The 13,697-nt window shown below is 41.2% G+C and carries 8 protein-coding genes; 5 read left to right on the top strand and 3 right to left on the bottom strand.

Annotated elements, in window-relative coordinates; genetic code table 11:
* Positions 1-13: 13 nt before the first annotated feature.
* Both R2S10_RS10330 and R2S10_RS10335 read right to left on the bottom strand, forming a co-directional pair.
* A complete protein-coding gene (locus R2S10_RS10330) occupies positions 14-2,485 on the bottom strand; it encodes a glycoside hydrolase family 31 protein (RefSeq protein ID WP_316840367.1) in 2,472 nt (823 codons plus the stop codon).
* Positions 2,486-2,669: 184 nt separating this feature from the next.
* Complete coding sequence (locus R2S10_RS10335; RefSeq protein ID WP_316840368.1) at positions 2,670-5,555, bottom strand: TonB-dependent receptor; 2,886 nt, start codon at positions 5,553-5,555, stop codon at positions 2,670-2,672.
* Positions 5,556-5,754: 199 nt separating this feature from the next.
* Between R2S10_RS10335 and R2S10_RS10340 the strand changes: the two genes are divergently transcribed.
* The 3 genes from R2S10_RS10340 to R2S10_RS10350 are packed head-to-tail and all read left to right on the top strand — an operon-like array spanning position 5,755 to position 9,558.
* Entirely contained in the window at positions 5,755-8,193 is a 2,439-nt protein-coding gene (locus R2S10_RS10340) for a penicillin acylase family protein (protein WP_316840369.1), read from the top strand.
* Between the two features lie 4 nt (positions 8,194-8,197).
* Complete coding sequence (locus tag R2S10_RS10345) at positions 8,198-8,551, top strand: hypothetical protein (protein ID WP_316840371.1); 354 nt, start codon at positions 8,198-8,200, stop codon at positions 8,549-8,551.
* Positions 8,552-8,574: 23 nt separating this feature from the next.
* Positions 8,575-9,558, top strand: a complete 984-nt coding sequence (locus R2S10_RS10350; RefSeq protein ID WP_316840372.1) for an acyl transferase — start codon at positions 8,575-8,577, stop codon at positions 9,556-9,558.
* Positions 9,559-9,622: 64 nt separating this feature from the next.
* Here the strand turns inward: R2S10_RS10350 and tyrS are convergent, their stop codons facing one another.
* Positions 9,623-10,909, bottom strand: a complete 1,287-nt coding sequence (gene tyrS, locus R2S10_RS10355; protein ID WP_316840373.1) for a tyrosine--tRNA ligase — start codon at positions 10,907-10,909, stop codon at positions 9,623-9,625.
* Positions 10,910-10,976: 67 nt separating this feature from the next.
* Between tyrS and R2S10_RS10360 the strand changes: the two genes are divergently transcribed.
* Both R2S10_RS10360 and ligA read left to right on the top strand, forming a co-directional pair.
* Complete coding sequence (locus R2S10_RS10360; protein WP_316840374.1) at positions 10,977-11,657, top strand: hypothetical protein; 681 nt, start codon at positions 10,977-10,979, stop codon at positions 11,655-11,657.
* A gap of 24 nt (positions 11,658-11,681) precedes the next feature.
* A complete protein-coding gene (gene ligA, locus R2S10_RS10365; RefSeq protein WP_316840375.1) occupies positions 11,682-13,694 on the top strand; it encodes an NAD-dependent DNA ligase LigA in 2,013 nt (670 codons plus the stop codon).
* Positions 13,695-13,697 lie beyond the last annotated feature (3 nt).

The raw sequence follows: 13,697 nt of genomic DNA on the forward strand, positions 1-13,697 counted from the left end.
TTAATAATTTGCCTTATTCACCATATATCTTTACTGCCATAAAATTCTTGTTGGACTTGAATCGCAAGCAATTACGTTCATCCATATAATAATCTTTTACATCCTTTTCATCTACAGTGATCTTATTCACTTTAAATGGAATGCCAACCACGGTATAATCATACAATTCATAGTTCGGAGTATAAAGTCCGGCTACACTCTGCTCGATGGTCAACTTTTTAAGATCTCCCTTTACACTAAACTTTTTCTCCGAGTAAATATCCTGCTCATAGGCAAAAGTATCCCCATGATCTTCGTAGAAGAAGGAATTCACCTCATAATCTGAGTAGTAAATATTGAGCAATACCTCATCAATATTTTTCTCGCCTACATATTGCATCACTGGATATTCAGGGATCACCGAACCTGCACGTACAAATAAAGGCATGTGGTCTAAAGCAGCCTGGATCAAGTGTTCACTTTCACCGGTCAGAATCTCATGCGTCCAGAAATTATACCATTTCCCTTTAGGAAGATACACCATGCGGGAAGTTGCCCCTTGTTCCAATACCGGACAAACCAATATCTTATCCCCAAAAGTAAATTCATCCTGACGGTAATGGTTGCCTACATTTTCCTGCTCCATCATCACCAAAGGTCTTAAGATCGGAAAACCATAACGGTGATGTTCCCAGAACACAGAATACAAGTAAGGCATCAAACGATAACGCAATTCAATAAAAGTCCTGTTGATACTCGTATAAGGTTCTCCAAAACTCCAGGGTTCCCTTTCGGCAGTATCTCCAGCAGAGTGCGCACGCATGAAAGGAGAGAAAGTACCCAGCTGAATCCAGCGGGTAAACAATTCCGCATCCGGTTCACCGCTAAATCCGCCAATATCCGTTCCACAGAAAGGAACGCCGGAAACCGACATCCGCTGACACTGGATATTGCCCATTTTTAAATGCTCCCAGGTAGCTACATTGTCGCCAGTCCATACACAACCATAACGCTGCATTCCTGAATACCCGGCCCTGGTAATGGTAAATGGACGCTTATTGCGCATCAATTTCTTCAACCCATCGTAAGTAGAACGCACCATTTGCATTCCATACACATTATGTGCCTTACGGTGCGACCCTCTATAGCCATCAAAATTATGCCTCACATCATTTGGGAAAGTCCCTGCACCAAATACTGCGGGCTCATTCATATCGTTCCAAACACCGGCTACGCCAATATCCACCAATTCCTTATACAAATTCCCCCACCATTCCCTTACTGCAGGATTGGTAAAATCCGGAAACTGACATCTCCCCGGCCAAACATGACCTTCCATGAAATAATCATCACTCCTTCTACAGAAGTAATTATGCTCCTTACCCTCTTTAAAAACCCAGTAATTATCATCCACTTTAATTCCTGGATCAATCATCACTACCGTCTTAAAGCCATCATTCGCCAATTCCTTGATCATTCTTTTAGGATCAGGGAAGTAATTCTTATTCCAGGTAAAACAGCGGTAGCCATCCATATAATCGATATCCAGATAAATAGCATCACAAGGAATATTTCTGGAACGGAAGCCATCGGCGATTTCTTTTACCTTCTTTTCAGGATAATAACTCCACCTACATTGGTGATAGCCTAAGGCCCATTTAGGAGGCATAGGATGCGTCCCTGTTAAAGTCTGATATCTTTTTACCACGTCCATCATATGCGGACCGTGGATGTAGTAATATTGTAATTCACCGCCATCTGCCCAGAAACTGGTCTTCTGCTGGTCTTCTTTTCCGAAGTCAAAATAAGAACGGAAGGTATTGTCAAAGAAAATACCATAAGCCGCCTGCTGATGTACCCCAATATAAAAAGGAATGGTACGGTACAATGGATCCTGATCCCATCCAAAGGAATAAGCATCAGTATTCCAATTCTGGAAATGACGGCCACGAAGGTTCATATTACCTGATTTATCCCCCAGGCCGAAGAAGTTTTCTTCCGCATGACATCTCTTCGTCGCATACACATAATAGCCACCGAACTCCACATTTTCCTCCCAATGCATCGGCGCTTCATCCGTACTCATCACCATCTGGTTCAGATTCTCTACAAAAGAGATGTTAAAATCAGCCTTTCCGACCTTACAGGTGATCGTATTTGTGGAGATCGCATAATGGTCCTCCAGCTCAGTCATCTTAAAAGTAGTCACCTTTTGATCCACTACAGGCACAGCATAAGAGAAATCATCCAGAAAAACACCGTGTGGTGCCAACCTTACCCTGATGATCTCATCGCTTACTACTCTCACTTCTACCCTGGCATCTCCATCAGAAAAAAAGAACTTATTCCCATCTTTCTTCACCTTCTGCACCGCAGACAAATATTTCTTTACAATTGGTTTTATATCGGTAACGGGATTATTTAAATGTTGAATGGTCTCTCCAACAATTTCGGAAACTTTGTCCTCCCCTTTTATTTCTTTCCCTTGTTCATTTAGTTCTTCCATAAAAATCGTTTTATTAAAAGTAGCAGATAGATAGATGGTGTATTTTATACAACTAAGGTTGTTAAAATTTACAGGAAAACCAAAGGATTATTTCAGCTCTTTTATATTGGTAGCTAAAAGCTTAGCGCATAAAAAACCCCGACATTCCTGCCGGGGTTTCTACAATTTAAATTAAAGAGAGAGACTATGGATTGAATACATATGAAACATAATAAAGCGCTCCAACAGATGGATTACCATATGAAGTGAAATAATATTTATTCAACACGTTAGATCCACCAATTTTAATCATAGAGTTTACAGAAGGTATTTTCAGGTTAACCTGTGCATCAAGCGTGCTAAACGCAGGTACTTCTCCAGAAGCAAAAGAAGAGTTCCAGTAGAAATCTCCCTGCCAACGCCAGTTCACATTGAAACCTACATTTTTGATGATTTCTCTATTGCCAAATCCCAGGTTATAACGGAACTCAGGTGTATTGAAATCATTGATATAATCCTGAGGAAGACGATCCAGTTTGTTATAGGAAACGTTACCACTCAAATTGTATTTGCCAATTAGATAATCCAAACCTAAAGCACCGCCATAAGTTTTCACTTCACCTTTAGCATTCACAGGAACACCGAATTTAGTGAAAGAACCATCTGCATTACCTTGGTAAACATCTACTGCAGTAATGAAATCTTTGTAAATGCTGTAATAAGCATAAGCATCAATCATGAATTTAGGGCCCAATAAACCTTTGTAACCTAACTCATACGACTGCACACTTTCCGGACGAACACCTTTAACATCAAAGTTATATGCCTGAAGCAATGCCGGATTTGGTGTACCTGCCGAAGCAGATGCTAAAAATGCACGGTAACTCACATCAGTATAAGGCTTATTAGTCAATAGGCTATACTTCTCTAAGCTCCCTGGTAAACCACCAATCAGTCGCTGAGAACCACCACCCACTGATAAATCTATGTACTGATTCTGAGTAGTTGGGTTACGATAGCCTGTTTGATAAGATACGCGGATGTTGTTATTTGGCGCAACAGTAAATACACCTGTTATCCTTGGCGTAAACCTGCCATCAAAATTAGAGCTTTTATCATAACGTCCTGAAAAGGTTAATTTCACCTTTTCATTGAAGAATTTCTTACCAATTTGCGCAAAAGCACCATATTCATTGATGTCAATTCCTTTGTTAAAATCATCAAAGATAGTACCACCAGATCTCAATTGATACATACGATAAGAAGTACCTACTTGTAATTCTACCACATTATTCAAAGCATTAGAGAAATTGTACATACCCTCATAGTGGTATAAATTGGTTTTATCATCGAATTTTGCACCATACACACCTTTCTTAAAGTCTGTACTGGCAATAGTCGTATTCATGATCTTATCTTTTGCAGCTTCAAACTGAGCAGATCCAGGTTGAAATCTTCCTTGATCAGCAACAGCTCTTGCCGCAGCATGTGCTTGCTCATCTGTTCTACCCAATGCTTTTGCACCTACAAAATTCCCTACATATTCCGGGAACCAGCTCGTAGAACTTTTAGAAGTCTCATTGATATAACTGCCCAAAATAGAAGAAATATAAGAATCTCCGGAACGCTCCTGAGTGGTATATCCTTTTAAGAAGAAATCCTGTCCTTTTAATTCCAGTTTGTACTGTCCAATGCTGAAATTACGTAGTGAGTAACGGTCAGATCCGGTATAAACCGATGTTCCTGTTCCCCAATTCGCCTGTGCAATCGCTTCGATTGTTGGTGTGAAACGGTAATGCACAGCACCGGAAGCTTTCAAGGACTGAGTTTTATAATCTACCAGATTCTGTTCCTCATAACCTGTTCTGGAAACCGCCTGATCCGGAAGTAAAGCCTTATTCGCCAATCCCGCTGTAAAAGGTCTGAACCTTGGGTCAGTGCTTAGAAAATTATTTAAAGCGGCTAAGCCATTCGGATTAGACTTAAATCCTGCAATCTGAGCAGCAGTTGGAGGAGCTGGTAAGCCCAAAGCTTGTTGTACAAATCCAGAAGTTCCTGCATTTACCGCCGCCTGAGCCACGTTTCTCATATTCTGACTCACCTCATCACCATAAACGTTAATCCCGTCGTAGTTAGGATCTGAGGCTCTTGTTCCTTCTTTAAATTTACGTGCAGCACGGTCAAAATCGCTGTAATTATTCGCATGCCAATCCTGTGCCTGAAGGAAAGAGAAACTTCCTTTAACAGCCAATTTATTGTTCCATGCTTTTGCCAAACGAACATCCAGCTGATTGAAAGGCTCCACTTTAGAAGTCTCATCATTCACATGGTTGATTCCACTTTTAAATTGAAAACTTGCACCCTGATAATCATAAGGGTTTTTTGAGCTGATCAACATCGTTCCACTGATCCCACCTGCACCATATAATGCAGAAGAAGCACCAGGCAACAACTCTACGTTGTCTACATCAAGATCGTTGATCCCAACGATATTACCAACAGAAAAGTTCAAACCAGGAGCCTGGTTATCCATTCCATCCACATACTGGTTGAAACGTGTGTTTCCATTGGAGTTAAAACCTCTCGTATTGATCGATTTGAAAGTCAAACTCTGTGTACTCATCTCCACCCCTTTCAAATTCATCAAAGCATCATAGAATGATGGTGCCGCGACTTCTTTAATGGCACTAGCTCCCATCCTTTCAATAGAAACCGGAGATTCCAAAATCCGCTCAGGAGTTCTGGAAGCAGAAATTACCACCTCTTGTCCTAAAATCCCGATCTGTTCCAATGCAGCATCCAGGCCGGAGGTATTGCCTGTGACTTGTTTTTCTATAGGCGCATAACCTACATAAGAAATGACAAGAATAAATGGAGCTTTTTGTGAAGTGCTGAAATTGTACTTTCCATTAATGTCTGTCGCTGTGCCGGAAGTGGTGCCTTTAACGGTAATCCCAACACCTGGTATTGGTTCCTTAGTGGTTTTATCCGTAATTGTTCCACTAATGATCACATTTTGTGCCTGTGCAAATACGGCAGTCATACACAGCAATAAAAACGTGAGGATCGTTCTTGTAGAAGTTTTGCTCATACTATCGAGAATTTATAGTTGGTTAATTTATCTTAAAATTAATACAATTTTTTAATTATCCAAACTGTATTTTGTTAACAATTTAATTGACGAAATCTAATTTTCATTTCAAATGAATTAAGTTTTATGTTAAATTGCAAAAGCATAAAAAATCTATTTCCTTTTATTGACAACATAAAGCCGTACATTTAATTCAATCATGATGAATAAATTAAAAGCCTTGGTTTGCGTGATTATTCCCATACTACTCGCGTATGCCTTGAATACCAAGTTTGGCAATACTCCTCCATTGCTTAAATTCCTCAATCCCTTTACCGGATTCTGGCAAAATGCTGAGAAAAACACGGTCAATCCAACAACAAGCCTGGCCTTAAAAGGAACCCTACAAAATGTAGATATTGCGTTTGACGATCGTATGATCCCTCACATCTTCGCACAAAACGACCATGATGTGTATTATGCACAGGGATATGTAACCGCCATGCATCGTTTATGGCAAATGGATTTCCAAACACGTTATGCTGCAGGACGCTTATCTGAAGTAGTCGGCAAAAAAGCCATAGAATTAGATCGATACCAACGCCGAATGGGCATGGTATACGGCGCAGAAAAATCTATGGAAGGCATGATGGCAGACCCAAAATCAAAAGAAATGGTCCTCGCTTATACCGCCGGAATCAATGCCTATATCCACAGCCTTAATGCTTCAACGCTTCCTTTGGAATACAAAATACTGGACTTTAAACCTGAAGACTGGACACCACTGAAATGTGCGTTATTGTTAAAACAAATGTCAGCAGTACTGGCCATGGGTTCCGACGAGTTTTACATGACCAATATCAGAAGGAAACTAGGTACCGATGTGGTAAAAGACTTATTTCCTGATTATCCCTTCAAAGAAGATCCGATCATTCCTGTAGGAACCAAATGGGATTTCAAACCATTACCGATCCCTACTCCTCCTGCTGCATTTACGGAAATGAATACCGCTAACATCAAAACACAGGAGAAAATAGAAGGAATCGGTAGCAACAACTGGGCATTATCTGGTGCAAAAACACTTTCCGGATCTCCCATTCTTGCCAATGATCCCCACCTGGACCTTACGCTACCTTCCATTTGGTACCAGATCCAACTCCATGCGCCCGGCTTAAATGCCTATGGTGTGTCCCTTCCAGGGGCACCTGGAATTGTCATCGGATTCAATCAAAATATTGCCTGGGGAGTAACCAATGTAGCCGCAGATGTACTCGATTTCTACCAAATCAAATTCAAAGACAATACCCATAAAAGCTATTGGTACAACAACAAATGGAACAATACCATTACCCATCTGGAACAGATCAAAATCCTTGGAGAAAAGACAGAAGTTGATACGGTATTCTATACCCACCATGGCCCTGTAGTATATCTGCAAAAGCCTAAAGATTTCTCGAAAGCAGCAAACGTACCAATCGGAAATGCTTTACGCTGGATCGCTCATGAAAAATCTAACGAACTCAGAACCTTTTACCTTTTAAACAGAGGTAAAAACTATAACGATTACCGCAATGCCCTGACTTATTATACCGCGCCGGCACAGAACTTTGTTTTCGCTTCCGCGGATAATGACATCTCCATCACCGCAAATGGTAAATTCCCCCTAAAATGGAAAGATCAGGGTAAATTTATTCTGGATGGTACCGACCCTAAAAACGACTGGCAAGGCTGGATTCCTGCATCGCAAAATCCAACCGTAAAAAACCCGCCGAGAAACTTTGTCAGCTCTGCCAATCAATCCTCTACCGATCAAACCTACCCCTACTATATCAATTGGGAGTTCAGTCCTTACGAACGTGGTAAAAGAATCAATGACCGTCTTACGGTGATGAAAAATGCTACTGCCGATAGTATCAGGCTCATGCAAACGGATTCCTACAGCATCTATGCGCAGAATATCCTACCCTATATCCTACCCCAGATTAAGCAACTGGAGCTGAATGCAACACAGCAAGAAGCCTTCAGAATTACTTCCGAATGGAACAAATATTATGGCGCGGAATCTGTTGGCGCGAGCATATTCGACCTATGGACCAAAAGGATGATGTCCAACATCTGGAACGATGAATTTACTGTGGACTCTGTTCCAATGCGATTCCCATCCAGAGACCGTACCGTTCAATTGATTCAAAAAGAACCGAATTCCAAATGGTTTGACAACATCAATACCCCTGCAAAAGAAACTTTAAATGATGCCGTAAACGAAGCTTTCAAATATGCATGCGACAGCCTGGAAAAAAAATATGGCGCCATCAGCATGGAATGGGCATGGGCGAATGTGAAACATAGCAATGTGCCACACCTCGCTAAAATCCCAGGTTTCGGCTCTAAAGTACTGATGACAGGCGGTGGAAAGATGACCATCAATGCCCTTAGCGAAAGTAATGGTCCTTCCTGGAGAATGGTCATCGAACTTGGTAAAAACCCAAAAGGACATGGCGTATTTCCGGGCGGACAATCAGGAAACCCTGGAAGTCGCTTCTACGACAACATGATTGATGCCTGGTCAAGTGGTAAATTATACGACCTCTATTTCATGCAAGCCCCAAATGATCCTGCTGCCAAAATTATTTCTACCTTAAAAATAACCAAAAAATAAGCTCATGGTTTTTCTAGTCATACTCATCGCTTCCTTCTTATTGCAACTGCTGCTTCCCTGGTGGATCATCATTCCGATCTCTTTTGCTACCTGCGGACTAATCGGCAAGACTGCAAAAATATCTTTATGGGCCCCTTTCTTTGCCATCTTACTACTCTGGACAGGTATGGCACTTTTCAAAAGTATTCCTAATGACCATATCCTGGCTGTAAGGGTGGCAGAAATGATCGGTGTAAAAAGCTGGTATCTGGTACTAGCCTTAACCGCCATCCTCGGTGCTTTTGCAGCCGGCATAAGTGGTTTCTGTGGTTACCAGTTCAGAAAAGCCTTGCTCAGTAAAAATCCGGTCGCCAACTAAAGCTTTCTTTGTACTTTTGCAGCGTGAAGGACTTAATCAAGCAAATATTTTCTATCTCCAATAACGAACAGTTTGAAGAAACCTGCCTGGAGGTGTTTAAACACCAGGCAGAAAACTGTAAGGTCTATAAAGCCTATATGTCGCACCTGAGACTGCAACCAGAGGCAATAAAGTCTTCAAAAGACATTCCGTTTTTACCCATCGGCTTTTTCAAAACACATGAAGTATTGAGCAGCACAGCCCCGGCGGAAATTACCTTTAGTAGCTCCGGTACCACCGGAATGTCCCAAAGTAAACACCTGGTAACAGACCTTTCCGTGTACGACCAGAGTTTTAACCTGGCCTTTCAACAGTTTTATGGTCCCATAGAAAACACTTGTTTCCTGGCCTTACTGCCATCCTATCTGGAACGTGAGGGATCTTCCCTGATCTATATGGTAGATGCTTTAATCCGCGACAGTAAACATCCCGATAGTGGCTATTTCCTGCACAACCATGAAGAATTACATCAAAAACTAACACAACTACAAGCCAGCAAGCAAAAGACCATCCTGATCGGCGTGACCTATGCCCTGCTCGACTTTATCGAAAAATATCAAATCGATTTCCCGGAACTCGTAGTCATGGAAACTGGTGGTATGAAAGGAAAAAGAAAAGAAATGGTACGTGAAGAACTACACCAATTACTACAAGATGGTTTTGGCGTAGCCGATATCCATAGCGAATATGGCATGACCGAATTGCTAGGACAAGCTTATTCTAATGGAAAAGGTGTTTTTAACTGTCCACCCTGGATGAAAATCTACCTGCGTGACACCAACGACCCTTTAAGTCTAATCAGCAATAAAAGCAGTGGTGGCATTAATGTCATTGATCTTTCAAATGTCAATTCCTGCGCTTTCATCGCTACCCAGGACCTAGGTCGCGTATTCCCTGATGGTTCTTTCGAAGTCCTTGGCCGCTTTGACAATGCAGATATCAGAGGATGCAATCTACTCGTTCAGTAAAATAAAAAGCAAAAAAAATCCCGGTTTTCATCAAACCGGGATTCTTTATTTTATAATAACACCCTTATTTTACCTGCAATAAGAAGTAGTTTTTCTTTCCTTTTTGCACAATGATAAACTGATCATTCAAAAGATGTTCAGATCCAATTACTTCTGCTGCATCTTTCAGTTTCTCTCTGTTTACAGATACACCACCACCTTGAATCAATTTCTTAGCTTCACCTTTAGAAGCAAATACTGCCGATTTTTCAGCAAGTAATGTCGCCGCGTCAATACCCAACATCAACTCCTCTTTAGAAATTTCAAACTGAGGAATACCCTCAAAAATTTCCAATACCTGAGTTTCATTTAAAGTCTTAAAGAACTCTAAAGAACCATTACCGAATAAAAACTCCGAAGTTTTAATCGCAGTTTCCAAAGCCTCTACAGAATGCGTTCTCACCGTGATATCTTCCGCCAATGCTTTCTGCAAGATGCGCAAATGAGGTGCTGCATCATGCTCTACTTCTAAAGCTTCGATTTCTTCCTGTGTTTTTAACGTGAAGATTCTGATCCATTTTTTAGTATCATCATCAGAAGCATTCAACCAGAACTGGTAGAATTTGTATGGAGAAGTTTTCTCTGGAGCTAACCAAACTGCACCGCTTTCCGTTTTCCCGAATTTAGTACCATCAGCTTTCTTAATCAACTTTGTAGTTACCGCAAAAGCAGTTCCTGCATCTTTACGTCTGATCAATTCCGTACCAGTCACGATATTTCCCCACTGATCAGATCCACCCATCTGAATTAAACAGTTGTGGTGTTTCCATAAGTAGTAAAAGTCGAAACCCTGAATCAACTGGTAGCAAAACTCTGTAAATGACAATCCTGAATCACCTTCAAGACGTCTCTTTACACTGTCTTTTGCCATCATATAGTTTACCGTAATGTGCTTACCAACATCTCTGATAAAAGTAAAAAGATTCATATCCTTAAACCAATCATTATTGTTCACCATTACTGCACCGTTTCCTGCTTCTTCAAAGTTCAGGAATTTCGAAAGTTGCTTTCTCATTCCCGCAAGGTTATGCTCTACCATATCCTCTGTTTGCAGGTTACGCTCATCAGATTTACCTGAAGGATCACCAACCATTCCGGTTGCTCCGCCTACCAAAGCATAAGGTTTATGTCCTGCACGTTGAAAATGAATCAAAGTCATGATCTGAGTCAGGTGGCCCACATGCAGTGAATCTGCCGTTGGATCGAAACCTATATATCCCGATGTCATTCCTTCATTTAATTTTTCTTCAGTACCAGGCATTATATCCTGCAACATGCCTCTCCAGCGTAACTCTTCAACGAAATTGGTCATTATGTATCTCCTTAGTTTGCCGCAAATATAAGACAAAAACCAAACAAAAATCGCTACTTTTAAAGCCATGAACTTTCTTTCCCACTATTATTTTGAACGAAGCAACCCTGACGAAAACATGGTCATAGGCGTTATTTTGCCCGATCTGGTCAAAAACGCGCAGAAAGAAAGTAACCTCTATCCATTAAAAGAAAAACACCTGTTTTTACAGGACCCCATCCAGCAATCCCTGTTAAAAGGCTGGGAAAGACACTTGGAAGTAGACCGGGTTTTCCACAATTCAGACTTCTTCAAAGTACAAACCAATGCCTTAAAGCAACTGATCTTACCTGCCTGTGAAAACAGTCCGGTGAAACCGTTTTTCCTCGCTCATATTGGGATTGAACTGGTACTAGACCACATTCTTACCGTAAAAGGCACCGTAAACATCAACACCTTTTACGAACAACTCATCAAATCAGATAAAAAAGCAATAGAAATCTTCCTGAAAAACTGTGGTGTAGCAGATACCAGCGTATTCCTTAAATTCCTGGAGAACTTCATCACTAGCCGTTACCTATTCAGCTATCAAAAGATAGAAAATATCTCTTATGCCCTCAACAGAATCTGTATGCGCATCTGGTCGGCTCCTTTTACCGAAGCACAAACAGAAATGCTGACCGAACAACTTATCATTTACCGTGATACACTGGAACCGGAATACCTGGATATTTTTAACCGCATAGAAGCTATTCTACCCCCTTTATAATCTGAGTTTTTCTATCTTTGTCTTATGCCACTTATGGAGATAAAAGACAAAATGGAAGCCTTGGTTAAGGAGCTTAACCAGCATAGTTACAATTATTATGTATTGGCCATGCCGACCATTGCAGATTACGAATTCGATAAGAAACTAGCCGAACTGGATCAGCTTGAAAAAGCACATCCGGAATTCGCTGACCCGAACTCCCCTACACAGAAAGTTGGCGGAGATATCACTAAATCTTTCAAGACTGTCAACCACCGCTGGCCAATGCTTTCTTTAGGGAATACCTATAACGAACAAGACCTGCGCGACTTCGACGAACGTGTTCGAAAAGCAATTGGAGATCAGTTTCAATATGTATGTGAGCTTAAATTCGATGGACTATCGATCAGCTTAACCTACGAAAATAACAAACTCGTTCGTGCAGTTACCCGTGGTGATGGTACCAAAGGCGATGATGTAACCACCAATATCAAAACCATTAGCAATATCCCCCATCAGTTAAAAGACGAAAGCGTTCCTCCACTGTTTGAAATCAGAGGAGAGATATTTATGCACCGTGCAGCCTTCGACCGCCTCAACAGAGAACGCGAAGAGCTTGGAGAGGTACAATATGCAAACCCTAGAAACTTTGCCGCAGGAACCGTTAAAATGCAGGATTCCAAAGAAGTCGCCAGACGACCATTGGACTGCTTCCTATATTCACTTAACACCGATAAAAACTATTTCAAAACCCATTGGGAAAGCCTGCAAAGCTTAAAAGAATGGGGTTTCAATGTATGTGAACATACGGAACTAAGCAGTACCATCGATGATGTATTGGCATTTGTCCACAAATGGGAAGAAAAGCGTTTCAAGCTTTCTTATGATATTGATGGGATTGTGATCAAAGTAAACAGCTATGCACAACAACAGGAATTGGGCTTTACCGCCAAATCTCCACGTTGGGCCATCTCTTATAAATACAAAGCACAGGAAGTAGAAACCATTCTGGAAAAAGTAAGTTACCAGGTAGGAAGAACCGGTGCGGTAACCCCGGTTGCCAATTTAAAACCAGTTCAACTGGCCGGAACAACGGTAAAAAGAGCCACCCTACACAATGCTAATGAGATCGAAAGACTGGATCTTCATGAAGGAGATACTGTATTTGTAGAGAAAGGTGGTGAGATCATTCCTAAAATCATCAATGTAAACCTGGAGAAACGTAAACCGGGGGCCCTAAAAATACATTACCTGACCGAATGCCCGGAATGTAACACCCCATTGGTCAGAAAAGAAGGAGAAGTAGCCTTTTATTGTCCGAATGACGAAGCTTGTCCGCCGCAAATTGTAGGTAAAATCCAGCATTTTATCGGCCGCAAGGCGATGAATATCGACGGATTAGGTGACGAAACCATCGAAACCTTTTACCAGCGTGGTCTGATTGCACACATCAGCGACCTGTATACCCTGAAAGAAAGATCCGAAGACCTGAAAACCCTCGACCGTTTCGGAGAGCGTTCCATTGAAAACATGCTGAAAGGAATTGAAAACTCTAAGCAAATGCCTTTTGAAAAGGTGCTTTTCGGATTAGGTATCAGATATGTCGGTGAAACTGTAGCACGTAAATTAGCTATCGGAACCAGGAACATCGACAAGTTAATGACGGCAACGGTAGAAGAACTCACTGCAATAGATGAAATCGGCCAGAGAATCGCAGAAAGTATCATAGAATACTTCGCAAAACCAGAACATATACAGCAAATTGAGCTGTTAAAGTCGTACGGACTGCAGTTTGAAGTGGTAGAAAAAGAAATTACCCTGCAAAGTGACAAGTTAACTGGAAAAACATTCGTAATTTCGGGAGTTTTTGACAATTACAGTAGGGAAGAACTCAAAGAGATAATAGAAAGCAATGGTGGTAAGATCCTGAGCGGAATTTCCGCAAAGCTCAACTACCTTGTCGCGGGTGATAACATGGGACCTTCTAAATTGGAAAAGGCAAATAAATTGAATGTCCCCCTGATTTCACAGGATGACCTATTAGCGTTATTGAAGTAAATA

It is taken from the genome of Pedobacter gandavensis (genome assembly GCF_032678745.1).
Lineage (GTDB): Bacteria > Bacteroidota > Bacteroidia > Sphingobacteriales > Sphingobacteriaceae > Pedobacter > Pedobacter gandavensis_C.

Excerpts from the sequence above, each read along its gene's own strand:
- tyrS (WP_316840373.1), bottom strand. The coding sequence starts at position 10,909 with ATGACCAATTTCGTTGAAGAGTTACGCTGGAGAGGCATGTTGCAGGAT.
- ligA (WP_316840375.1), top strand. The coding sequence starts at position 11,682 with ATGCCACTTATGGAGATAAAAGACAAAATGGAAGCCTTGGTTAAGGAG.
- R2S10_RS10335 (WP_316840368.1), bottom strand. The coding sequence starts at position 5,555 with ATGAGCAAAACTTCTACAAGAACGATCCTCACGTTTTTATTGCTGTGT.
- R2S10_RS10345 (WP_316840371.1), top strand. The coding sequence starts at position 8,198 with ATGGTTTTTCTAGTCATACTCATCGCTTCCTTCTTATTGCAACTGCTG.
- R2S10_RS10360 (WP_316840374.1), top strand. The coding sequence starts at position 10,977 with ATGAACTTTCTTTCCCACTATTATTTTGAACGAAGCAACCCTGACGAA.
- R2S10_RS10340 (WP_316840369.1), top strand. The coding sequence starts at position 5,755 with ATGATGAATAAATTAAAAGCCTTGGTTTGCGTGATTATTCCCATACTA.
- R2S10_RS10330 (WP_316840367.1), bottom strand. The coding sequence starts at position 2,485 with ATGGAAGAACTAAATGAACAAGGGAAAGAAATAAAAGGGGAGGACAAA.